This window comes from Herpetosiphon gulosus, from assembly GCF_039545135.1.
Taxonomy (GTDB): Bacteria; Chloroflexota; Chloroflexia; order Chloroflexales; family Herpetosiphonaceae; genus Herpetosiphon; species Herpetosiphon gulosus.
Window position 1 is genome coordinate 129,711 of the sequence record NZ_BAABRU010000003.1, and the last position, 22,429, is coordinate 152,139.

At 49.1% G+C, this 22,429-nt stretch carries 17 protein-coding genes; 9 read left to right on the forward strand and 8 right to left on the reverse strand.

Going from position 1 to position 22,429, the window contains the following annotated elements; genetic code table 11:
- Window positions 1-73: 73 nt before the first annotated feature.
- The 3 genes from ABEB26_RS04455 to ABEB26_RS04465 all read left to right on the forward strand — a co-directional run bounded on the left by ABEB26_RS04455 (window position 74) and on the right by ABEB26_RS04465 (window position 1,773).
- A complete protein-coding gene (locus ABEB26_RS04455; RefSeq protein ID WP_345720758.1) occupies window positions 74-460 on the forward strand; it encodes a MerR family transcriptional regulator in 387 nt (128 codons plus the stop codon).
- A 108-nt stretch (window positions 461-568) separates the two neighbouring features.
- Complete coding sequence (locus ABEB26_RS04460; RefSeq protein WP_345720759.1) at window positions 569-958, forward strand: hypothetical protein; 390 nt, start codon at window positions 569-571, stop codon at window positions 956-958.
- Window positions 959-1,023: 65 nt separating this feature from the next.
- Window positions 1,024-1,773, forward strand: coding sequence for a DsbA family protein (locus ABEB26_RS04465; RefSeq protein ID WP_345720760.1), 750 nt, complete (start codon window positions 1,024-1,026; stop codon window positions 1,771-1,773).
- Window positions 1,774-1,820: 47 nt separating this feature from the next.
- Here the strand turns inward: ABEB26_RS04465 and ABEB26_RS04470 are convergent, their stop codons facing one another.
- On the reverse strand, window positions 1,821-2,600 hold the full coding sequence (locus tag ABEB26_RS04470; RefSeq protein ID WP_345720761.1) for a hypothetical protein: 780 nt from the start codon (window positions 2,598-2,600) through the stop codon (window positions 1,821-1,823).
- A gap of 159 nt (window positions 2,601-2,759) precedes the next feature.
- The gene (locus tag ABEB26_RS04475; RefSeq protein ID WP_345720762.1) at window positions 2,760-3,947 is read right to left on the reverse strand and encodes an MFS transporter; all 1,188 of its coding nucleotides are present in this window, start codon (window positions 3,945-3,947) and stop codon (window positions 2,760-2,762) included.
- Window positions 3,948-4,045: 98 nt separating this feature from the next.
- Between ABEB26_RS04475 and ABEB26_RS04480 the strand changes: the two genes are divergently transcribed.
- Window positions 4,046-5,134: a LacI family DNA-binding transcriptional regulator gene (locus ABEB26_RS04480; RefSeq protein ID WP_345720763.1), complete on the forward strand. Its 1,089-nt coding sequence runs from the start codon at window positions 4,046-4,048 to the stop codon at window positions 5,132-5,134.
- 58 nt (window positions 5,135-5,192) lie between these two features.
- On the opposite strand, the gene ABEB26_RS04485 is transcribed toward ABEB26_RS04480, so the two are convergent.
- Window positions 5,193-6,065: a slipin family protein gene (locus ABEB26_RS04485; RefSeq protein WP_345720764.1), complete on the reverse strand. Its 873-nt coding sequence runs from the start codon at window positions 6,063-6,065 to the stop codon at window positions 5,193-5,195.
- Window positions 6,066-6,083: 18 nt separating this feature from the next.
- The gene (locus ABEB26_RS04490) at window positions 6,084-7,394 is read right to left on the reverse strand and encodes an NfeD family protein (RefSeq protein WP_345720765.1); all 1,311 of its coding nucleotides are present in this window, start codon (window positions 7,392-7,394) and stop codon (window positions 6,084-6,086) included.
- Window positions 7,395-7,658: 264 nt separating this feature from the next.
- On the opposite strand from ABEB26_RS04490, the gene ABEB26_RS04495 reads away from it, so the two are divergent.
- The gene (locus tag ABEB26_RS04495) at window positions 7,659-9,149 is read left to right on the forward strand and encodes a serine hydrolase (RefSeq protein ID WP_345720767.1); all 1,491 of its coding nucleotides are present in this window, start codon (window positions 7,659-7,661) and stop codon (window positions 9,147-9,149) included.
- 25 nt (window positions 9,150-9,174) lie between these two features.
- Window positions 9,175-9,408, forward strand: coding sequence for a hypothetical protein (locus ABEB26_RS04500; RefSeq protein ID WP_345720768.1), 234 nt, complete (start codon window positions 9,175-9,177; stop codon window positions 9,406-9,408).
- Here the strand turns inward: ABEB26_RS04500 and ABEB26_RS04505 are convergent.
- Complete coding sequence (locus ABEB26_RS04505; protein ID WP_345720769.1) at window positions 9,395-10,432, reverse strand: HD domain-containing phosphohydrolase; 1,038 nt, start codon at window positions 10,430-10,432, stop codon at window positions 9,395-9,397. The genes ABEB26_RS04500 and ABEB26_RS04505 overlap by 14 nt on opposite strands.
- Window positions 10,425-14,567: a PAS domain S-box protein gene (locus tag ABEB26_RS04510; RefSeq protein WP_345720770.1), complete on the reverse strand. Its 4,143-nt coding sequence runs from the start codon at window positions 14,565-14,567 to the stop codon at window positions 10,425-10,427. Before ABEB26_RS04510 ends, ABEB26_RS04505 begins: the two co-directional genes overlap by 8 nt.
- A 255-nt stretch (window positions 14,568-14,822) precedes the next feature.
- Between ABEB26_RS04510 and ABEB26_RS04515 the strand changes: the two genes are divergently transcribed.
- Window positions 14,823-16,907, forward strand: coding sequence for a hypothetical protein (locus ABEB26_RS04515; protein WP_345720771.1), 2,085 nt, complete (start codon window positions 14,823-14,825; stop codon window positions 16,905-16,907).
- Between the two features lie 86 nt (window positions 16,908-16,993).
- Here the strand turns inward: ABEB26_RS04515 and ABEB26_RS04520 are convergent, their stop codons facing one another.
- Window positions 16,994-17,626: a lysophospholipid acyltransferase family protein gene (locus ABEB26_RS04520; protein ID WP_345720772.1), complete on the reverse strand. Its 633-nt coding sequence runs from the start codon at window positions 17,624-17,626 to the stop codon at window positions 16,994-16,996.
- Window positions 17,627-17,648: 22 nt separating this feature from the next.
- Window positions 17,649-18,986: a DnaJ domain-containing protein gene (locus ABEB26_RS04525; protein ID WP_345720773.1), complete on the reverse strand. Its 1,338-nt coding sequence runs from the start codon at window positions 18,984-18,986 to the stop codon at window positions 17,649-17,651.
- A gap of 167 nt (window positions 18,987-19,153) precedes the next feature.
- Here ABEB26_RS04525 and ABEB26_RS04530 point away from each other — a divergent pair, with 167 nt between their 5' ends.
- On the forward strand, window positions 19,154-19,855 hold the full coding sequence (locus tag ABEB26_RS04530) for an ABC transporter ATP-binding protein (protein WP_345720774.1): 702 nt from the start codon (window positions 19,154-19,156) through the stop codon (window positions 19,853-19,855).
- Complete coding sequence (locus ABEB26_RS04535) at window positions 19,852-22,401, forward strand: ABC transporter permease (RefSeq protein WP_345720775.1); 2,550 nt, start codon at window positions 19,852-19,854, stop codon at window positions 22,399-22,401. The genes ABEB26_RS04530 and ABEB26_RS04535 overlap by 4 nt, the downstream gene beginning before the upstream one ends.
- The last annotated feature ends 28 nt before the right edge of the window (window positions 22,402-22,429 follow it).

The window sequence follows — 22,429 nt, forward strand, 5'->3', positions numbered from 1 at the left end:
CGCTTGCTTTAGAGCACACTCTAAGCTATATCATACAGTAGCAGATGTTGATGTTTGTGCAGGAGTTGACTTTATGATGATGCAACAGGTCGTTGAACAAACCTTAACTATTCAACAGATGGCCGAAATTACTGGCCTCAGCGCCCATACTTTGCGCTATTACGAACGGGCAGGCTTACTACACGATTTGGTTGATCGCAATCAGCAAAATGGCTATCGCTACTATACCCAACGCCATATCAATTGGATTCATTTCATCAAATGCCTGCGTGCCACGGGCATGCCCATTCGTGATATTCGGCGTTACACTGAGTTGCTGCATCAAGGCGACCACACCGTGCGCGATCGCTTGAACTTGTTAAAAGCGCATCGGCTGCGGGTTGAGCAGCAACTAACCGAGGTGCAACAACATCTTGAGGCAGTTAAACGCAAAATTAGCTATTATGAAATGCTTGATTAATTGGTATTAAGAATCCAGTTAATTGGCGCAAAATCAGTACTTAACCTGATCTTTCATTCTAAAGCTATGGTATGATCAGCTTGGTTTGATCGGTTTTAGGGTTTGATTGTGGTTAAGTTGCGCCAGATAACCAGCGTACTTGGAATTTTATGGCAGCAATTGCTCTGTTGGGCGATGGTGCTACATCTTGGCGTGGGCTGCCCAGTCGGCTGTGTGGTTAATTGCGAAGCCCAAGCCCAACTTAAAACTCCAGTAATCGAACAACCAATCGCCTTAGAATGCACCACTGAACAATCGGTTATGTCAAGCTATACAATCGAGCCAAGTAGCCCCACCAACACCGTTGTGCAGTTGGTCGCTTGGTTTCCAATGGTGTTAATTCTGCCCTGCTTCAGCCGCAACCTAGCCAGCCAACGCCAACAATGGCTGATTCCATTGCAACAGGCTTGCTCATATATTGTGCTGCCCACCGCACCACCTCCTCGCTCCATCATCTGAGTTCATCTGTTCGATTCAGATTTTACTGCTGCTGTAGATCTACAGCTTTTTTGAGGATGTGTATTATGAGTAATTCAACCCGTTCAGCCAAAGGCCATCGCCGCAATCAACCAGCTCGTTCGTTCAAAATGTTTTATCTAGCGCTTGGTTTAATTGGCATTCTTGGAATTGGCGTTGTGCTGGTTCAATCGCTAAGCAAACCCGCCAGCGTCAGTAATACTGGGCCAATGCCCAACCAAGCTGGTTTAAACGCGCCCGTTGGCAAAACTGCTGATAACTATTGGTATAAAGGCCAGCCCGATGCCCCGGTCAAAGTCGAAATTTATGCCGATTATGAATGCCCAGCCTGCCGCACGCTGGAACTCGAATTAGCCCAAGCCAATTTCGATGGTTTGTATGTTGAAACAGGCAAGGCCCAAGTGATCTTCCGCGAGTTTCCGCTGAAAACAATCCACAAATCGGCCCAATTAACCGCTGAAATCGCCCGCTGTGCTGGCGATCAAAATCTGTTTTGGCCGATTCACAATGCCTTGTTCGATAGCCAAACCCAATGGGCGCAAAGCCTTGGGCCAAAAACCCAAATTATGGCCGCCGTTGAGCAAGCAGGCGCTGACCGCCAAAAAATTGAAAGTTGTGTTGCTGCTGGAACCTATACCGATGTGATCAATACTGCTTACGATGCAGCATTGGAGCGCCAACTGCAACAAACGCCTACGGTGTTTGTCGATGGTCAACAAGTTAACTTTGAAACCGATTTTGCCAAAACCTTGATGGCAGCAGTCGATGCTAAATTGCCAGCTAATAGCAGCAATTAATTAAAAAAGGCGAGCGATCCAGGGATTTTGGATCGCTCGCCAACATTTTAGGCTTGTTTGAAAAAACGAATCAACTCGCGGGCATGATCCAAAAACTGGCCATCAGTCGAGATTTGGGCCACGGCATGTTCAATTTCGCGGCTAATTTGGCGATGTGCCGCCTCGTTATTGGTGTTCAGCACGTGCAATTCGACGTTTAATTGCTCAATCTGCCGTCCTATGTGTTTGGCTTGTTTAACCTGCTCGCTGGCCCATGAATCGGCTTCTTCCAAGTTCAATTGCTCGATTTTATATTCAAGCGTTGCTACTTTGTCTTTGAGCAACATAATATCATCGCGCGGGAAACGCACTTCCTCATGAATTGTGGCTAAACGTTGGGCCACATATTCATAGCCCCGTAAGGCTGGCCGCAACCCGGTTAGCAAAATCGCCGCCCCGGCTGCAATATAGCCGACGCTACTAATATCGCTAGCTGCAACGCCATATAAAGCCACCGCCGAGATTAGATGCAGCAAAACTGCCCCAATTAACGATTTTTTGGCAATCGACTTGGCATAGTGCTGCTGGCTCGCTTGCACCATAATCCCGCGTTGTTGCGAAATTTCAGCATCGGCCATCACCGTGCGAGCATCAAAATAGATATTCCAAGGGATAACCGTAATTGCCAAGAGCCACCAAACGCTGACAATCCCCACCAGCCAATCGGTCACATCGCCAGCAGGAATATCAAACCAGCGAGTCATAGCAAACAGCACAATCAACAAACCTGTTAGCAGGCTGCTCATCAACAAAAAGCGGCTAAAACTTGGGCGTTGAGCAGTAATCATGGTAAACCTCCAGCGCAGCCATCAAGCGAGATAAGCTCATTCTAGCAGGCTGATGGCTTGCCGCAATGGATCATTCGATACAGATTAAGGTGCATTTGCCGACCAACAAACATCACCAAGCAGCAGCTGACACTTGGTGATGGAAAAAACGGCGAAGGCTTATGCTGCTGGTTTAAGCCGATTCAAGCCCTCAAAAATCAAGGCCAGCGCCAAAGCCACCACAAACAGGTACGTTCCCAATACTTCGATCCCAATCCCAGCGGCCAATAACCCAAAGCTACTGGTAATCGAAGCTCCGCCCAAGGTTGCCGCAGCAATTTGAAAACCAATCGTATTAGCCGAGTGGCTTGGCCCCATGCGAGTTGGTGTTAAGGCAATAAACGAAGGAAACATCGGAGCCAGCGCCAAGCCCAGCAAGGCAATCCCAATCAAGGTCAGCCACGGAGCAAAATTCAGCCAGAATAACACCACGCCGATAATCGCCGCCAGCATGCTCAAACGTAGCAAACTCAAAACACTGATCCGGCCAACAATCACGCCCGAAAGCAAACGCCCAACCGTTAAACTGCCCCAATAGACACTAACCCAAACCCCAGCGATGCCTGGCGGCATGCCACGCGAAGTCGTGAGTAGGGTATACAACCATTGGCCCGCACAAAATTCCAAGCCCGTGTACAGGAAAAACAGCAGAATACTCAGCCATGTCGCTGGTAAACGCAAGGTTTGCAGCATCGTAGCGCTTGCAACCGGTTCCACCGTCGTTTCAGGTTGCTGGGTTTGCCATTGTTTGCGGGTGATCGCAAAAGCACTAGCTAACAGCAGTTGAGCAATCCCCACCACCACATAGCCAACCCGCCATGATTGATTGGCGCTAATAATGCTACTCATAATGACTGGACCGCTGGCAGCGCCCAAGCCAAACGAAGCATGCAACCAATTGAGCGTGCGTGGGTTGAAATTATCAGCAGCATAGGTATTCAAGCCTGCATCAATCGCGCCTGCACCCAAGCCTGCTAAAATACCCAAACTCGCCATAAAAATCCAAGTTGGGGTATAACCATAGCCTAGCAAACTCACGGCGGTAGCCAGACAACTCAAGACCAACAACCAACCAACGCCAATTTTGGTCAACACCCGCCCGCTGCTAAAACTCGAAATCAAATAGCCAATCGTGCCGCTCGTAACTAACGCACCCAAGGCATCAAGCGATAAACCAAACTCTGCGCGAACCGATGGCCATGCTACTCCAGTTAGGCCATCGGGCAGCCCTAAACTGATAAATGCCGCATATGCCAAGCCAACTAAAAGCGTCGAATGCCGCCGAAGTGAAGGTGTAGAATGCGCCACGATTCAACCCATTACCTTTCTGAAACGTTTTTTCTGTAACGATTCAGAAGTATAGCATGTATAATAAGAGCTGACAATCAGTCCAAAGGAGCAGATCTGTGGCACATGATCACGAACCCGCCAAGACCCATCGGATCACCATTAGCACCGTTGCCGCTGCTTTAGGGGTCGCTGTCTCGACCGTTTCCAACGCCTACAATCGACCTGACCAACTTTCAGCGGAGCTACGTGAACGCGTGCTGGCAGTCGCTGCCGAGCTTGGCTACCCTGGGCCAAACCCAGTTGCTCGCAGTTTACGCCAACAACGGGCTGGCGCGGTCGGGGTGCTGTTTGCCGAACGACTGCCCTATGCCTTTCGTGATCCGGCGGTGTTGATGGTGCTTGAGGGCATTGCGACTACGCTCGAACAAGCAGGGCTTGGTTTATTGCTTGTGCCAGGTCGCGACGACGACACCACCACCGTCCAACAAGCCTTAGTCGATGGCTTTATTGTCTATTCGATGATGGAAACTGACCCCTTGGTGCAAGCTGCGCTGAAGCGTCGTTTGCCAACGGTGCTGCTTGATCAACCGCCGCGCCCTGATGTGCCTTCGATTATTGTTGATGATGAAGCTGGCGCACGCATGGCCACCGAACATCTATTGAGCCTTGGCCATCGCCAATTTGCAATTATCACCGATCGCTTGGTCGAATCGAATTTGCGCCCATCGAGCGACCCAATTAATGTGCATGATCAAAGCGAACCAACCTTTTTCGTCACCCAATTACGCTTGCAAGGCTACCGCCAGCCGCTTGAAGCAGCGGGCATCGATTGGCGCAGCGTGCCAATTTACGATTGCAACGATAACAACGAGGCCGATGGCGCAGCAGCAATTCAAATTTTGCTGACCCACAACCCGCGCCCAACCGCTATTCTCTGTTTGACCGATCGTTTAGCTTTGGGGGCAATCGCTGGAGCGCAACAAGCGGGCTATCAAGTTCCGCAACAGCTTTCAATCGTGGGCTTTGATGATATTCCTCAAGCCAACCAAAGCGTGCCGAGCTTAACCACCATTCGCCAAGATCACCGCCAAAAGGGCTTATCGGCGGGTCAAGCCTTGATTGAACTGCTGGCAGGCCAAAGCCCAACCAGCTATCAACGGCTGGCGGTCGAGTTAGTAGTGCGCGATTCAACTGCCGCGATTTAAACAAAAATCCCTGCTCCTATTTACTTTAGGAGCAGGGATTTTAAGTATCATGTCACATTTATTCGAGTGGCAAGCCGGTCATTGGGTCGAACAAGCCCCGGCGTTGACCATCAGCAGGTCGAGCTTCGTTTGGCTTTTTACCACCTTCAGAATAGTGATCATTCTGAACACCACTATAGGCGCGATCAATAAATGGTCGAATCAAATCAATTGGTAATGGGAAAACCAAGGTTGAGTTCTTTTCAACCGCGATTTCGGTCAAGGTTTGCAAATAACGCAATTGCAAAGTCACTGGCTCACGTGAAATCACATCGGCAGCCTCGGCCAAACGTTTGGAAGCTTGGAATTCACCGTCGGCGTGAATGATCTTGGCGCGTTTTTCGCGCTCGGCTTCGGCTTGTTTGGCCATCGCCCGTTGCATTGATTGGGGCAATTCAACGTCTTTAATTTCAACGATATTGACTTTGATGCCCCAAGGCTCAGTTTGTTCGTCGATAATTTGCTGCAAGCGATGGTTAATTTGTTCGCGCTGCGAAAGCATTTCATCAAGCTCAAACTGGCCGACGACCGAACGCAAGGTCGTTTGGGCAATTTGCATGGTGGCGCGAATATAATCCATCACATTCACCACTGCCCGACCTGGATCAATCACCAAGAAGTACAACACCGCATTCACGCGAATCGTCACGTTATCGCGGGTAATAACTTCTTGGGCTGGCACGTCCATCGTAATCACGCGGGTATCAATCCGAAACATACGCTCAAGCATAGGAATCACAAAGAACAACCCAGGCCCACGCACCCCCACCAACCGACCCAAGCGAAAAATCACGCCTTTTTCATATTCTGGAATAATTTTGATTGCAGAGATCAAAAAGAAAAATAAGATCACCGCAATGAAAATTAAGGCAATTCCGCCAAAATCACCCATTGTAATCACCTCCGCGCATTAGCGCCCACTATGCGCCACGCGACGCACAATCAAGGTTAACCCATCTAAACCAACAATTTCAGCCTGATCGCCCACAGTCAACACATCGTCGGAGCGGGCTTGCCACAAGGCTCCTTCAACAAATACCGTGCCCTCAGGTGCAACCGACGAACGAACTTTGGCAATTGTCCCAATCAAACGATCGCCGCTGGCCCCACGCCCAACGCGCTTGCTGCGGCGGATAATCCAAATACTTAGCCCAATTACTGCTGCAAGCCCAAGGCCAAGGCCAGTAATCAAAGCGCGTGAGACAATGATGCCAGGTGCTTCGGCTGGATCAACCAGCAGCAAGGCTCCGATTACAAATGAGGCTAGGCCACCAACCGTCAAAGCTCCATGGGCTGTCGCAAAGATATCAACTGCAAACAGTACAAAAGCTAGAATCAGCAGCACCACCCCAACCGTGTTGAGCGGCAACACGCTAAGGCCATACAAGCCCAAGCAAATCGCGATTACGCCCAAAAAGCCACCTACACCTAAACCTGGGTTGGCCGCCTCGAAGTAAATACCAAGGCTACCGAGGCTAATCAACATCGTGGCAATCGTGGGGTCGCCCAAGAAGTGCAAAAGCCGTTCGAGCCACGTCATTTCAATTGGTTGAAAAGCACTCGCTTGGGTTTGCAATGTCACCTGATTGCCGTTGGCCAAGGTTATTTCGCGGCCATTGAGTTGACGCAATAAATCAGCATCATCTTGAGCAATCAGATTAATCACACCGAGTTCAAGCGCTTCGTTACTACCAATTGAAACACTTTGGCGCACCGCTTGTTCAGCCCATTCAGCATCACGATCGTGCGATTTGGCCCAAGTGGTGATTCGCGCAACGGCATCGTTAGTAATTTTATCGCGCAAATCATTATCCATATCTGAGCCACTACCGCCAACCGGATGGGCCGCGCCAATATTGGTATTGGGCGACATTGCCGCAATATGCGCAGCATAGGTAATAAAGACTCCTGCCGAACCAGCATTCGCGCCTTGGGGCGTAACATAGACAATCACTGGCACTTTGGCATTGAGCACAGTCTCGCCAATTTGCCATGTTGAAGTTGTTAGGCCACCAGGCGTATTCAATTTAATCACTAAACCTTGACATGCTTGCTGTTCAGCCTGGAGCACACTGCGTTGCAAATAATCGGCAACCGCTGGATTGATAATGCCACTGACCGAAGCCACACACATTGCATCGTCAGTCGCAGCATAACTCAAGCTTGGTAGGGTTACCAAACTTAGCCAAACGATTAAAGCTAGGATTCGAAGCTGTCTCATCGTACCTCCCTTGGCGATGCCATACAGCCTATACGGGGCAAGATTCAAAATGATGCAGATTGCTTAATCCTATTGTAGCAGGCTTCGCAAGGGCTTGAATTCAATCTAGTCAAATTAATTCGATTTAATGATTCTCACAAAATGTTCATTTTAAACAGCGAACTCTCGACATCCGCAAAACCTGAACCTGCGGTATACTTAGTGGGTTCTCTGTGTGCTGGTTAGCCGAATCGTTCAAATCATATTATCAAGCTACATGCATCAATGAAAAAAGCTTTTTTGCTCTTTTGGGTGATGATGCTGGCAGTTCTTGCCTGTGGAATAGCGATTTACTATCTCCCAGCAAGCGCGGCAGTCACTCCCTCCAATTCACATCCTGAACGCACTGCTGCTGTTACTTCCGAGGCTGATCCTCCACCGCTGGTTTCCTCGATACCACCAAGCGCATGGTTTTTTCCTGAACGCGCCAAGATTGGTAGTATCGAAATTGGCGGCATGACCGAGGATGAAGCCTTAGCCGCTTTGCAAGCAGCCTATCCCAACCCCACTTTGACCTTGACCAACCCAGTTTTGCTTGAGCCAATCAAACTCGATGGTCAACAACTTGGCTATCAGCTTGATTTTGCTCAAGCCTTGCGCGATGCCCGCGACCTAGCCGAAAAGCAAATTCCAATTCGCTTAGTAGTCAATGCCTCGTTCGATCAGCAATTGCTCAATCAAACGCTTGGCGACATTGAGCAGGCCGTAGCTATCTCGCCAACAGTTAGCTATGATCGATCGGTCTATGCCTTTGTACTGACCCCAGGCTTGACGCTTGATCGCACAGCCTTGGTAGCCGAAATTACCCAAACCTTGCAACTTAGTCAGACTGATCCGCTGTTGATTCCAACCAACCCAGTTACTGCGAATTTGCAAGCGAGTCCCGAGCAATTAACTGCTGCATTGGCTGATCGTGAGGCTGAGTGGGATGGCGTGGTCGGCATCTCAGTCTATGATATGAAAACCGAGCAATGGTTCGATTATCAAGCCAATACGGTATTCTCGGGCATGAGTGTGCTGAAAATTCCCATTCTGTTACAAGCATTTCTCAGTCGTGAAAGCTTCACCAAAAACCAATATGCCATGATCGATCTGATGATTGGCGATAGCGATAATGAAGCTTCCAACGATTTGCTGGCTATGATCGGCGATGGCGATAGCTTGGAAGGTGCATACATTCTTGATCAAACTTTAACTGATATTCTAGGCTTAGAATATACGACCTTGGCAGCACCATTTGAGTCGATCGATTATCTCTCAAACGTGCAGGGCGTAGAAATTCCCCAACGGGGTCAAGAAGGCGCTCGGCCATACACCGATGCTGATCCCTACGTGCGCTCGTCGCCGCGCGAGATGGCCCAAGTTGTTTTGGCGATTGTCGAGTGTAGCCAAGGCCAAGGGGTTTTGCTGGAAGTCAAGAATAGTTTGCTCAGCCCTGAACGCTGCGCTGAAATGTTGGAAATTTTAAGCCGTAACAAAGATACCAACAAAATTGTGGCAGGTGTCGCTGAAGGCAGTTTTGTGGCCCATAAAAGCGGCTGGATCGACGATGCTCGTGCTGATGCGGGCTATGTGCGCGATCCCAATGGCGATCAGTACATTGTAGCCATGTGGATTTGGCAAGACACTGACTATATTGATACGCCAGTTTCAGATCCACTACTCGCCGATCTTTCGCGGATCATCTATACTGCACGCCATCCACAAATTCGCTAGTCGTCGTTTGGAAAGGGCTACTGGGATGATTGGAACAGAACCGCTTTACATTGAACAGTTGAAGGTTGAAGCCGAACGCTTGCAACGCCGTTTTGAGCAAGCAACCGATGTTGATGAGTTTATTCGCGTTAGCCAAGAAGCCAGCCGCCGAATTGCTGTGCTTGCCCCGATTGCCAGCATTATTCAGCGTTATATGCTGATTTCCGAGTTGGCCCACCGCGAGTACGAAGCCCACAAGCCCCAAGCTAGCGAAGCGTAGCTGGGGCATAATGTTGCAACAACACAGGCTGAGGCGCTTCTTCAACTAATTGTAGAAACAGTGGCACTAAAGCTGGATCAAAATGGCTGCCCGCCAAACCAGCAATATGTTCACGAATTTGTTCGACCGGCCAGCCTGCACGGTATGGTCGGTCGGACCGCAAGGCATCCCACACATCAGCCAAGGCAAAAATTCGCGCCGCCAAAGGAATTTCTTCAGCTTGCAACCCTCGCGGGTAGCCACTACCATCCCATTTTTCGTGGTGACAATAGGGAATATCTAAGGCTGGCTCCAAATAATGGATTGGCCGCAGCAGCTCGTAGGCATAAGTTGGGTGTTTTTGCATGATAACCCATTCTTCGGCAGTCAATGGACCAGGCTTATGTAAAATTGCATCGGGAATGCCCATTTTACCGATGTCGTGCAGCAACGCACCACGCCAAATTTGGGTCAGATCGTCGCCAGTAATTCCCAAAGCCTCGGCAATTCGCACAGTCATTTCGGTCACGCGCTTGCTATGGCCCTCGGTTTCTTTATCACGCAAATCTAAAGCCCGCGACCAAGCCTCAATTCCCGCATTATAGGCATCGATAATTTCTTGATTCAGGCGCTCGACTTGGCGACGTTCATCTTGCAAACGGCGATAACGATTCAAGCGGGTGATCGTTTGCAAGCGGGTTTTTAGTTCAAGACTATCGATCGGCTTGCTCAGAAAATCGTCGGCCCCGGCTCGCAAGCCTTGCAAGCGCGACTCACGATCATCCAAGGCGGTTACCATAACCACCGGAATTTCGGCGAGCAATGGGTTAGCGCGAATTTGGCGACAAACCTCAAAACCATCCATGTCTGGCATCATTACGTCAAGCAAAATTGTATCTGGCAATAATTCGAGGGCTTGGGCAATCCCCGATAGGCCATTTTCAGCAAAAACTAAGTGATAACCCTCACCTTGAAGCACAGCATTCATACTAGCGCGTGCAACTGCGAGATCGTCAATGATGAGGATTGTTGCAGGATTATTCACGATCAAGACTCCTTTGTTGGTTGCACAGGGCATTAATTAATTGTTCAAGTTCAACTAAATTAAGTGGTTTATATAAAACTATATCGGCTTGCTCAGTAAGTTTTGGTTGATCAAGAATTGCTAAAGCGCTTAAAGCTATAATTGGCAGATCATAATAGCGCTTATGTCGCCGAATTGTATTAACCATCTGGATTGCATCACCACCAGCTAATTGTAAATCAAGCATCAATAAATCAATTGGTTGATTGGCGATTACTTCATAGATATCATGTTGGTTGTAGACTAAGTTTACATTCCAACCAAATTCACTCAAGAAATCACGAATCAATAAGCTATTAGCCAAATTATCGGCAGCAAACAAAATCTGCTTGGCTTGATTAATTGGTAATTTTTGCAGTAGCTGATAGCGCGAATCGATATATTGCAGTGCATTCAACAAACGCGCTTGATTTAACGGCTGATACATGCAATGCCAATGCTTAGGAAGCGTCAGATCAAGCTTGAAATCCTGATCACAGAATAAAATAACTGGCTGCTCGGCAGTTTGGCGGCGAAGTTGCTCAAACAGTTGTTGCGATAAGCTCGTTTGGCGCAGATCGTAGATTAGCGTTTGATGAGGCTGTTGCAAATAGGCTTGTAAATCGAAATATGGCTTGCAAAAACGCAACGCTAAGCCTAATTGTTCAGCATAGGCCGTCAATTGTATATTCAGGGTGCGATCTTCGGTCACCACCAGCAGCATCGGTTGTTCGGTTGGCTCAGCAATTCCAGCATTGCCATACCACGGTAGCACTAAGCGAAACTGGCTACCAACCCCAACTTCACTTTGTAATTCAACTCGTCCGCCATGCAAATTGGCCATATGATACACTAAGGCCAAGCCTAAGCCAGTTCCAGCATATTGGCGCGAAAGTTTGCTATCAAGCTGTGAAAATGGCCGAAATAATTTTGGAATATCTTGAGTATTGATCCCAATACCAGTATCCCAAACGGTTAATTCAACTTGATGTAATTGGCTATCCAACTTGACTGATAAACCAATTCGGCCACCAGTTGGAGTAAACTTCACCGCATTGCTTAATAAATTGACCAACATTTGTTTCAAACGGCGTGAATCGGCACAAAGCATAGCATCTGGAGCACATGGCTCGTATAACAATTCAAGTTGTTTATTATGGGCTAATTTTTGCACCATGCGAATGCTAGCTTGGCAAATTTCATCAATCAGGATTGTTTGATGATTAATCGTGAGCTTGCCAGCCTCAATTTTGGAAAGATCAAGAATATCGTTGATCAAATCGAGCAAATGGCGGCTATTTTCATCAATTTGCTGCAATGCTTGAGCTTGAGCTTGGTTTAACGCTCCATATTGGTCGTAGCGCAAAGCTTCGGTAAAAGCCAAAATTCCAGTTAATGGAGTGCGCAATTCATGGCTCATACTAGCCAAAAATTCATCTTTGAGCCGCGCTGCTTTGGCTAATTCAGCATTGGCAATGCTTAATTCATCAGTTTGCTGCTGCAAGGTTTGTTCAATCCGCTTGCGCTCGGTAATATTGCGAATTACCATCACGACCTCATCGTTACCACTTGGCGCAATCCGCGCTTCAAACACGGTATTCCCCTTGGGCAAGGTCAGTTCATACTCGACATTTTGGGTGCTATTGGTCTCAATCGCCCGTTGAGTGGCGCTCATAATGTTGAGAATTTGCGGCTGCGGCTGATGATGATGGGCATTCGCCCCAATCATGGCATCTTGGGGCAAAAAGAGATCTGAGGGATCGTTGGTGTGATAATCCAAAATTTCGCCCTTGAGCGTAAAGCGAATCATCAAATCGGGCATAGCTGCCAGCAATGCTCGATTTTTGGTTTCGCTCTGGCGCAGTTGCATTTCGGCATGCTTACGTTGAAACAACGTGCCCAACTGAGTCGCAATCACCGAAATCAAATTAGTGGTACGTTCGTGATCAACACCGCGACTGCTGCGGAAAAACTCCAAAATGGCGACAACTTGATCATTGGCCAAAATTGGCACAGCAACTGCCGATTGAATTCCAACTTGCTGAGCTAATTCGTAGCCACGCTGATTGAGATTGCCCTCAGTCCAATGATCGTGCTCAAGCACATAATTGGCAGAGTGTTTGGTTTGCCAGACCCGCCCAGCCAAACCAGCGCCTTGCGGCAATTCCAAGCTTTGAAGATACTGATAAAAATGTTGAAAGCGTTCGTTGCTACTCCAGCGAATCGGTGCAAGCGCCAAAAAATCTTGGTTGGTGCTTGGAACCCAAGCCACGCTCAAATCCCAGCCAATTGCTGCACAGATATTGCGCAACACCACTTCAAGGGCACTATTAAAATCAGCGGCCTCACTGACCGAGCGAGTTGTGCGATAGAGCAAATGAAATTCTTCTTCGGTGCGTTTGCGGGCAGCGATATTATTGCCAATCAGTAAAAAGCCTTCGAGCACGTCGGCATGCAACAGTGGTGTGATGGTTAATTCAAGCGGAAAGCGTGAGCCAGAACGATGAATCGCTTGCCATTCGTGAGGTTCAGCCACGCCACGCCGCGCCTCAGCAAGCAAAATATCCAAATCGGAATAGAACAAACCACGATTGCGATGTTGCTCTGTCTCCCAACGATAGGTCAAATCGGAGCGATCAAATAATTTGGTCGGGAAGGGACGGCCTAATAATTCAGTTTCTTGATAGCCAAACTCAAATTCGGCAGCCCGATTAAAGCCGCGCACCACGCCGCCAGCATCAAGCGAAATAATAATTGAGGGTGCATGTTGAATCATAGTGCGCTGAAACCGATACGATTGAGCCAACTCTTGGGTTCGTTCGACAACACGTTGTTCAAGCTGCTCGTTCAATTGGCGAATCTGCTGCTCTTGTAATTTGCGTTCAGTAATATCGCTTGCCACGCCCAATAATTGTGAAACTGTACCATCAGCATCGATTGCAAAGGGGGTCATGCGCAAGGCAAAGTAGCGATAGATGCCTTCTGGTGAGCGTAAACGACATTCAAAATCAACAATTAATTGTTGATCACTGCTAGTAACTGTACGTCCTTGCAAGGTCTGGCGGATGATAGCATGATCGTCAGGGTGGAAGAGGGGCCGAATGGTGTTCATATCAGTAGGATCAATGTTGAAGCTTTTGAACCATTGGCGACTCACTTCGTTGGTATAGATCAACGATGCCGAAGCACTATCATAAATAAATAATTGTGATGGCAAGGTGTCGGCAATTTTTTGAATAAAATGCTGCTTGGTTTGCGCCGCCGTTTCAGCTTTTTTCAAGGCACTCAGATCATCGGTGATGCCAACAAAACCACATAGCACGCCAGCTTCAATCACTGGCGAAATGCGCAAACGCAGCCAGATTAATTGATTAAGCTTGGTATGCAAACGCACCGTTTGATCAAACAAAATGCTAGGAATCGGCTGTTGATTGATGGAAAGTGCTAAATCGTGCCAAAAACTCTCGCTATCTGAGGCATCTTTAGGGTGTAAAAATTCCATCCAAGCATCGCCCAATACATCTTCGAGCTTAACTTCGAGCATATATAAGAGCGCAGTGTTGGCATAGACACATTGGCCTTGGGTATCACAGAAAAATACCCCATACGGCGCGGCCTCGTTAATTGCCCGATATCGCGCCTCGCTGCTGCGCAACATCACTTCGGCCAAACGGCGGCTGCTAATATCGCGGCCCGAAATATTAACTCCCTGCACCACCCGCTGCTCATCGAGAATTGGCGCAAAGTGAAATTCATAGTAACGAGTGGCTCCAGCATAGTGATGCACAAATTCTTGGGCAAAGGCTTCACCTTGCAAGGCGCGACGATAGGCTTCATTCCAGGGCTTGGCGATTGGTTTAGGCAGTTGCAACATACTCATTGGCTGGCCTAGCTCAATATGTTGGTCATACCATTGATGCAAATAATCATGAAAGGTACGATTGCTCATAATCAAATGCTGACTACTATCAATCGACCAAATCAGGCTCTCAGTATGGTCAATCAAGGCTTGGAGTTTGGCAGTATGGCTGCGAACATGCTGAAGTTCAGTTTCAAGCAGGCTGACTTGTTGCTTTAATTGGAGTTCCAGCAGCGATTCATTGGCATAACAGGTCATGACAGCAATTCCTCTACAAGCTCTTGATGTCAGTTTCTCAGGCAAATATCAAGTAAACTTCGATTTCTATCGCTAGAGTACGTTTACAAACCAACGGAGAACCTTACGAATACACATTGATGAAAACGATTTCAGTCCTGATTGAAACTAGTGCTACATGGGTAGAACATGGTACAACCATGGGTGACGTTCAAGGCCAATTCAGCCTGATTCTGGTATAATCGCGCAGTTGTTTTGGAAGTTGAGGCACAGTACATGGGGCGGCGTGTTGCAAGTTGGGTCTGGGTTTTGGGGTTGTATAGCATTTTAGCGATCGGTTTAACCTGGCCGTTGATCACGGTTTGGGATAGCCAGATTCCAGGTCAAGCCCACAAAGATGGCTTAGAAGATGCCTATCAGAATATTTGGAACCTGTGGTGGATGGGTCAGGCGATCAGCCAACCGACCAATCCATTAATAACTGATCGATTTTTTCACCCTGAAACTCCCAATTTGTACTATCACACGCTCTCACCCATCAATACCCTGTTGGCTACCCCGATCACGGCAATGTGGGGGCCAATTGCCGGGTTTAACAGTTTGGTACTACTATCGTTCATCGTTGGAGCATTTGGCGCGTGGAAGTTGGCCTACGATCGGGTTGGTTCTGCGTGGCTAGCACTCCCAGCAGGGGTGATCTTTGCTTGGAACCCTTTTCATGTAGCCTCGGTGGTTGAAGATGGTCAGCTGCAAATTTTCTGTTTGCAATGGATTCCATTTTATCTGTTGTATGCTTGGCGTTTGGCCGAGCGCGGCGATCGCCGCTCGTTGGGCTTGGCGGGGCTTTTTCTCGGCCTTACCATCTGGACTGATTGGTATTTTAGTTTGTTTTTGTTGCTTTGGACGCTGGGCTTTGGGCTTTGGCAACTTTGGCGTAGCGATTGGCCGCAACGCAAACGCTTATTCAGGCAATTTAGCTTACTTGGGTTATTCGGAATACTCGCGGCATTGCCGTTGTTGCTGCCAATGTTGATCGAGGCCAGCCGCGCCAATTATATGCAACTCTACCCCGAAAATGATCCGGTGCGGCTTTCGGCAGATTTGGCGGCGTTTGTGGTTCCAGCCCGCTTGCATAGCCTTTGGGGCCGCTTCTTCAGCGACTTGCCTAGCGCAATCAATCGACGCTTGTATTTGGGAATTGTGCCACTTGGTTTGGCACTCGTAGCAACTTGGAAAATCGCTAAAGCCCGGCCTTGGTTGATTATGACGGTAATTCTGGTAATTTTAGCCTTGGGTCCAACGCTTAAACTTGCAGGAACAACTACCACGATTGCGTTACCATACCGTTTAATTCAGCAGCTACCATTTATTAGTTTGGCTCGCCAACCTGATCGCTTTATGGTGCTAGGAATGCTCACCTTGGCAATCACCAGCAGCTATGGCTTGGTTTGGCTCAGCACCAAATTAACTTGGCAACGCACATTGGTAATGGTGATCGTCGTTACGATTGGGATTGAATATCTGCCAACGCCCTTTGACATGCGCCAACCCACAATTCCCCCAAGCTTGGCGCAATTGCCCAAAACCGATGCTGCTGCCCTGCTTGAAGTACCGTTTCATGCAGATTTGCCCTATCGTGATGCTGAGCGTATGCTATTTCAAACCGTGCATGGTCGCCCAATCAGTGGCGGCTATCACTCGCGGCTTTATCCCCAACCGCAATATCAACTGCCAGTGCTCCGCGATTTAGCCACGCTGAGCCAACACCCAGAGATTGTGCAAACCGCAGGCAATTGGGCGCAACAATTAGCGACATTGAATTTTGGCTATATCGTAGGCTATAAGCAACAGCCAAACGGGCCACGCAACTACAGCCCCAGCCAAATTGCCGAATTCAAACAATTTGTCGAGGCCAATTTAGAGGTAAATCAACCGTTGGCCGAAGATGATTTTGTGGTGATCTATCAAGTGCCACAGGCCCAAGGTGTGCCAATTATCAATCTGCGTGATGGTTGGGGCAATTTAGAGCCAAGCGCAACTGGCAATTATCGCTGGATGGGTCAAGCAGCCAGTTTGGGCCTGCTCGTGCCTGAAGCGGGCTTTTATCGCTTGCGTTGGCAGGCAATTCCCGCTGCAAGTGCTCGCACGTTACAAGTTACTTGGCACAACAACCAATTAAGTATCCCAATCAGCCTTGAGCCACGCCAATATGACGTGTTGATTGAGCTACCAGCAGGCCAAACTATCGTGCAGCTTCAAGCGATTGAACCAGCGACAACTGGCGATGCAATTGCCAACAACGGCGATCAACGGCCAATTAGCCTGCAATTGAGCAATCTACAACTGATCAGCACTGAATAATTAAGGCAAGTCCTTTAAGCAGGAGGACTTGCTAATTAATATAAGGCAACAAAAAACCTCTCGCAGGATTTGCGAGAGGCTGCAATTTAGACGCTTAAGGCTTGTTTGTAGAAACCTTGCATGGTCGGCGGCAGCATTGAGGCAATTTGATGCATCGTGGTATCTAAGGCGAGTTGGCGGCCTTCGTGACCCTTGATTTTACGATCAACCACAATTGGCGCAGCATAACGCACAATCACCGTCGAGCGTCGCCAGGGCCAACCTAGCGTTTTAGTGCCAATCACAGCGGCTGGAACAATCGGTACATTCGCCAGTTGGGCCATAGCAATGATGCCATGTTTGCCTTCTAAAAGCTCGCCAGAGCGTGAACGAGTACCTTCAGGCAGAATAATCAACGGCTGACCAGATTGTAAAACTGCTTTACAACGTGCCAAGGCCTCGCGATCAGCCTCACCCCGCCGCACGGGGATGCCGCCAACCGCTGTTGCAATCCGCCCAAGAATCGGCAATTCAAATAGTTCTTGCTTGCCGAGTGCTCCAATGAGATGCCCAGGCGAACCCAAGGAAAGCGCCACAGGGTCCCAATTGCTCACATGATTCGAGGCCAAAATATAGCCACCAGTCACCGGAAGATGCTCTTGGCCTTCAACAATCAGGCGAGCACGCATCCCCAACAGCACACGGCAAATAAACCGTACAATTTGATAGATTAATGGCACCACGGCACAAACCTTCTAGCAGCTATGGCAAAGCGCGAAGTCGTAGGTTATCGAAATAGACATCAGCACCACTGTTGCCAGCTAACACAAAACCATACGCTCCACCAGGGAACGCAGGCAAAACAACTTCTCCAAGATAGGTATCATTCCAATAGAGATGGGTTACCGCGCCACGTTGGGCAATCACCAAACGACCTGGGCCGAGGCCTGAGCCTGAAGCCAAGAGCGTGGTCTGAGCCGCAAAGCGTTGCTGAAAAGCCCATGTTCCATCTGCGGCAATAATAAAGCGATAGTAATTATTACCATCGATAAAGCCCATCATCAAGCCGCCACTGCCACTGACCGCCTCAACATCAGCGGCCAAAACGACATTTTGAGCAGGCAAAGCCGGGCCAAACGACCAAACCGAGCCAACGCCAGCGACCATGGTCATATGATAGCGGCCATTAATAAACTCAAAATTCCAGTTGCCACCATTACCAACTGGCCATGTCCCGCCATCCAAATTATCGCTGACTAGAATTGGCCCACTCAGATCGTCTGGTAAGGGAGCAGGCGTATTGCTTGGGGCAGCAGTTGGTTCACTGGTCGGGCTGGGTTCGAGCGTTGGCTCACTAGTCGGTTCACTAGTCGGGCTAGGTTCGAGCGTTGGTTCGGCAGTTGGTTCAAGCGTGGCCTCAGTCGTTGGCTCAATACTTGGTTCAACCACAACCCCTTCATCGCTGGTAGCCGTTGGGTTGATCGCAACCTCGCCTTCAACCGTGACGGTTGGCAGATCGGCGACAAGCGGTGCGGTTGCCGTCACATTCGGATTGGTTGCGTTGGTATTTGAACCACCAAAAAACCAAACAGCTCCAACCAATGCGGCAACCCCAACACTACCACCTATGATCGCCACAGCCTTTTTGTTAACTGGACGTTTGGCTTTGGCAGGTTGGTTGCGTTTTAATGCAAATTCAGCGCGATACAGCAAATCGGCGCTATCACGATAAAAGGGATCAGCATTTTGAATTTGGCGAAAAATATTAGCAGCACCAGCAAAATCATTGGCGCTCAGCAAACTGCGGCCATGTTCGTAAAGCTGAGCCAAACGCTCAGGATTGCCAACTGGCTCAGGAGTTGCCGCCGCGCTCGGGGTTGCACGCCGAACAGGCTTGTCTTTTTGGGTCAAACTATAAGCTTCGGTGATCGCTGAAGCTCGTTTGCGGGCATAGTCTTGCTCGTTGGGGCTAGCACTGCTCCAACGATCAGGGTGATATTTAGCAATTTCTTGGCGATACGCCCGTTTGATTTCCTCTGGCGGAGCATTGCGCGTCACGCCAAGCAGTTCATAAGAGTCAAGCTGTTCAAAATCGTACACGAGCACTATCCTCTGTTCGCTGGTGGTTCTCGGCGATTATACCATGCCGATCAAGATCATTGTGAAAATTTGGGCAATGAACGCAAATCAGTGTTACAGTTTAAGCGCAATGCCTCAATTCCCTAAGCCCTAGCATAGCACACTTGGTGCTGATTAAGTAGGAATATATGCCAAAAATATTAATTAATCTTGACCATGTTACAAAATCGTTTCAAGAAGCGGGCCAAGCGCGGCTGGTGCTGCGCGATATCAATGCGCAAATTCAACAGGGCGAAGTGATTGCCTTGCTTGGGCGTTCTGGTTCAGGCAAATCGACCTTACTGAATATTTTAAGTGGCATCGATGCCCCAAGCTCAGGTCGCATTACGATTAACGAGATTGAGCTAGGCCAGCTCAACGAGCACCAACGCACCCTGTTTCGGCGGCAACATATTGGCTTTGTGTTCCAATTTTTCAATTTGATTCCAACCCTCAGTGTCGAAGAAAATGTGCTGCTGCCGCTGGAATTAGCTGGTCGGTTAACTGCTGCTCAACGTGAACGCGCCTATGAATTGCTGCGCCGCGTGCATTTGTTTGATCGTCGCCATGTCTACCCTGATAAGCTTTCGGGCGGCGAACAACAACGAATTGCGATCGCCCGCGCTTTGGCCCATGATCCACTGCTGATTCTCGCCGATGAACCAACCGGCAATTTAGATGCCACGACCGGCCAAGAGGTGCTGAATTTGCTTGATGAGATGAGCCGTCAAGCAGGAAAAACCCTCTTGATGGTAACCCACTCGCTCGAAGTGGCTCGCCGCGCCGATCGGGTGTTGAGCATGGTCGATGGGCAGTTGGTCGAGCATACTTTGGCCGAGGTCGAACTATGAAGTTGCTCTATCGCAGTAGTTTGCGCTATTTACTCCGCCACCCCGCCCAAGTTTTGCTGGCAATTTTAGGCGTGGCCTTGGGCGTAGCGGTGGTAATCGCGATTGATTTAGCCAATGGTAGTGCTCAACGAGCTTTTATGCTCTCCACCGAGAGCGTCACTGGCAAAACCACCGATCAAATTCTGGGGGGTCAAAATGGCTTGCCCAGCGATTTATACGCTCAGCTACGCACTGAATTAGGCTTATCAGCGGTCGCGCCAGTCGTTGATCGCACAATCAGTCTGCCCAATCAGCCAGGCCGTTCATTTCGTTTATTTGGCATCGACCCCTTTGCCGAACAGCCGTTTCGACCCTATTTGGCGACCCTCTTCAATAACCAAACCGATCTGCAGGCGTTGCTGACTGAGCCAAATACTGGCTTAATTTCAGCGCAAACCGCCCAAACCCTTGCCTTGACCGTCGGCCAAACCCTAGAAACGCGAATCGACGGCCAGCGCCGCAATATCAACATTATTGGGTTGATCGCTGGAGGTGATCAATTAAGCCAAGAAGCCTTGGCCGATTTGATTTTAGTTGATATTTCGACCGCTCAAGAATTGGTTGGTCAGCCCGATCGAATTAGCCGCATCGATTTGATTTTGCCCGAGGAGCAACGCAGCGCAATCCTTGAGCAAATTAAGCCGTTGTTGCCTGCTGATGCGACTCTGACGACACCCGCTGCCCGTAGCGAAACCCTGCAACAGATGACCCGAGCCTTTGAACTCAACTTACAAGCACTCAGTTTGTTGGCCTTGATCGTCGGAGTTTTCCTGATTTACAACACCATGACTTTTTCGGTGGTGCAACGGCGCGGTTTGTTTGGTATTTTGCGCTCGTTGGGTGTGACACGGCGCGAACTGTTCAGCCAAATTCTGATCGAGGCCGCCGTGATTGGCACAATCGGGGCAATCCTCGGGGTGCTGTTGGGTATCGTGCTTGGCCGTGGTTTGGTGCGGCTGGTCACCCAAACGATCAACGACCTCTATTTCAGCGTCAATGTACAAAACATTGCGATTGACAACATGCAATTAATTAAAGGCTTTGGGCTAGGCTTGGGCGCAACCTTGATTGCCGCCAGTATTCCAGCGCTTGAAGCTATGTTCTCGCCACCACGCACAGTGCTGCGGCGCTCCTCAATCGAAGAACAAATTCAACGAATCGTGCCCCGCTTGACCTTGGCAGGTTTGATTTTAGCAGGTTTGGGCGTGGCCGTGCTGCAAATTCCATCGCGCAGTTTGTTCCTGAGTTTTTCAGCCATGTTTGGGGTGATCATTGGTTGTGCCTTGTTCACGCCATTTGTCACCTTGCACATGATGCGGCTGCTGCAAATTCCCCTCAATCGCATGTTTGGCTTGCTTGGTAAAATGGCTGCCCGTGATGTCGTTGCCGCCTTGAGCCGCACAGGCGTGGCAATTGCCGCCTTGATGGTCGCGGTTTCGGTCACGGTTGGCGCTGGCACGATGATTGGCTCGTTTCGCACAACGGTCGTGCGCTGGCTTGATCAATCATTACAAGCCGATGTGTTCGTGTCGGCTCCAAGTTTGAGCGCCAATCGCGCTGATACCCCGATTGATCTAGGCTTGGTCGAACAAATTGATCAACTGCCCAGCGTTGCCTCAATGACGACCTTACTAAACTTACGGGTCGAAAGTGAGCTGGGGCCAGTCCAATTAGCCGTCGCCAATTATCAAGATTCCAGTTTGAGCCGTCGGGCTTTGAGCTTCATCACCGATGCGGAGCAGGCTTGGCAAGGCTTCGCCGAGCAAGGGCAAGTTTGGGTTTCCGAGCCATTTAGTTATCGCTATGGGCGAGGGCTGGGCGATAGCATCACCTTACAAACCGAGCGCGGACCACAACAATTTAGCATCGCCGGAGTCTACTACGATTATGCCTCGGATCAAGGCTATATTTCGATGAATCGGCGTGATTTTGCCAAATATTGGGATGTTGATACGGTGCATTCGATCACAATTTGGCTGGCTGAGAACGCTGATAGTGCCACGACGATCAGTCAAATTCAGGCTTTAGCTGCACCAATTCAAGATTTAAAGGTGCAATCGAACCAAGCCTTGCGCCAAAGCACCTTAGAAATTTTCGACCGCACCTTTGCAATCACGGCGGTTTTGCAGCTATTGGCCACAATTGTTGCCTTTATTGGCATTTTAAGCGCATTAATGGCCTTACAATTAGAACGCAGCCGCGAACTTGGAGTTTTACGTGCCAATGGCATGACCCCACGCCAATTGTGGTTGAGCGTGCTCAGTCAAACTGGTTTAATGGGGCTAACCGCTGGATTATTAGCCTTGCCAGTCGGCTTGATTTTAGCAGTCGTGCTGGTCTATGTGATCAATAAACGATCATTTGGCTGGACGATGCAGCTGATTCTTGACCCCAACTTATTGCTGCAAGCCTTAATTGTAGCGGTTGTGGCGGCGCTGTTGGCAGGCTTGTATCCAGCTTGGAAAATGGGTCGTACCTCGCCAGCGTTGGCTTTGCGGGAAGAATAGCATTCGAGCACAGGCGTGCTCAAAAGGA

Bases quoted from the DNA above. Each gene is read 5' to 3' on its own strand.
- ABEB26_RS04455 (WP_345720758.1), top strand. From the start codon at position 74: ATGATGATGCAACAGGTCGTTGAACAAACCTTAACTATTCAACAGATG.
- ABEB26_RS04465 (WP_345720760.1), top strand. From the start codon at position 1,024: ATGAGTAATTCAACCCGTTCAGCCAAAGGCCATCGCCGCAATCAACCA.
- ABEB26_RS04470 (WP_345720761.1), bottom strand. From the start codon at position 2,600: ATGATTACTGCTCAACGCCCAAGTTTTAGCCGCTTTTTGTTGATGAGC.
- ABEB26_RS04485 (WP_345720764.1), bottom strand. From the start codon at position 6,065: ATGGGTGATTTTGGCGGAATTGCCTTAATTTTCATTGCGGTGATCTTA.
- ABEB26_RS04490 (WP_345720765.1), bottom strand. From the start codon at position 7,394: ATGAGACAGCTTCGAATCCTAGCTTTAATCGTTTGGCTAAGTTTGGTA.
- ABEB26_RS04495 (WP_345720767.1), top strand. From the start codon at position 7,659: ATGAAAAAAGCTTTTTTGCTCTTTTGGGTGATGATGCTGGCAGTTCTT.
- ABEB26_RS04500 (WP_345720768.1), top strand. From the start codon at position 9,175: ATGATTGGAACAGAACCGCTTTACATTGAACAGTTGAAGGTTGAAGCC.
- ABEB26_RS04510 (WP_345720770.1), bottom strand. From the start codon at position 14,567: ATGACCTGTTATGCCAATGAATCGCTGCTGGAACTCCAATTAAAGCAA.
- ABEB26_RS04515 (WP_345720771.1), top strand. From the start codon at position 14,823: ATGGGGCGGCGTGTTGCAAGTTGGGTCTGGGTTTTGGGGTTGTATAGC.
- ABEB26_RS04530 (WP_345720774.1), top strand. From the start codon at position 19,154: ATGCCAAAAATATTAATTAATCTTGACCATGTTACAAAATCGTTTCAA.
- ABEB26_RS04535 (WP_345720775.1), top strand. From the start codon at position 19,852: ATGAAGTTGCTCTATCGCAGTAGTTTGCGCTATTTACTCCGCCACCCC.